This window comes from Dellaglioa sp. CoH-55-MRSF-8 (assembly GCF_056782195.1).
Genome location: NZ_JBXAYH010000222.1, coordinates 1 through 260, shown reverse-complemented (window position 1 = coordinate 260; position 260 = coordinate 1). Strand labels below are relative to the sequence as shown.

General features: G+C 66.2%; 1 protein-coding gene. It reads right to left on the bottom strand.

Annotated features, from left to right (window positions below):
- Positions 1-142: NADPH-dependent FMN reductase (locus AC1RPW_RS08550; RefSeq protein ID WP_481769537.1), on the bottom strand; the 142-nt coding region annotated here is incomplete at its 3' end.
- Positions 143-260: the final 118 nt, after the last annotated feature.

The following is a 260-nucleotide window of genomic DNA, read 5'->3' as shown; positions in this document are numbered from 1 at the left end:
GAAGGGGGTAGTCGGCGAGATCGACGAGTTCGTAGATCGCCTCGCGATCCGCCGACTGCTCCATCACCCACCGGGCCACTCCGGCTCCGTTGCGACCGGGGCGGGTGCTGCCGAGAATCACGGCGATCTTGATGTCAGGCATGGTCTTTCTCCTCTTCGGTTTCGGCCGACACGCTGCGGTCGGACATCTCGACGCCGAAATGACCGGGATGGCCTCCCCGCCCCGCCATCGAGATCACCCGGTCCGGTCGGACCACCAC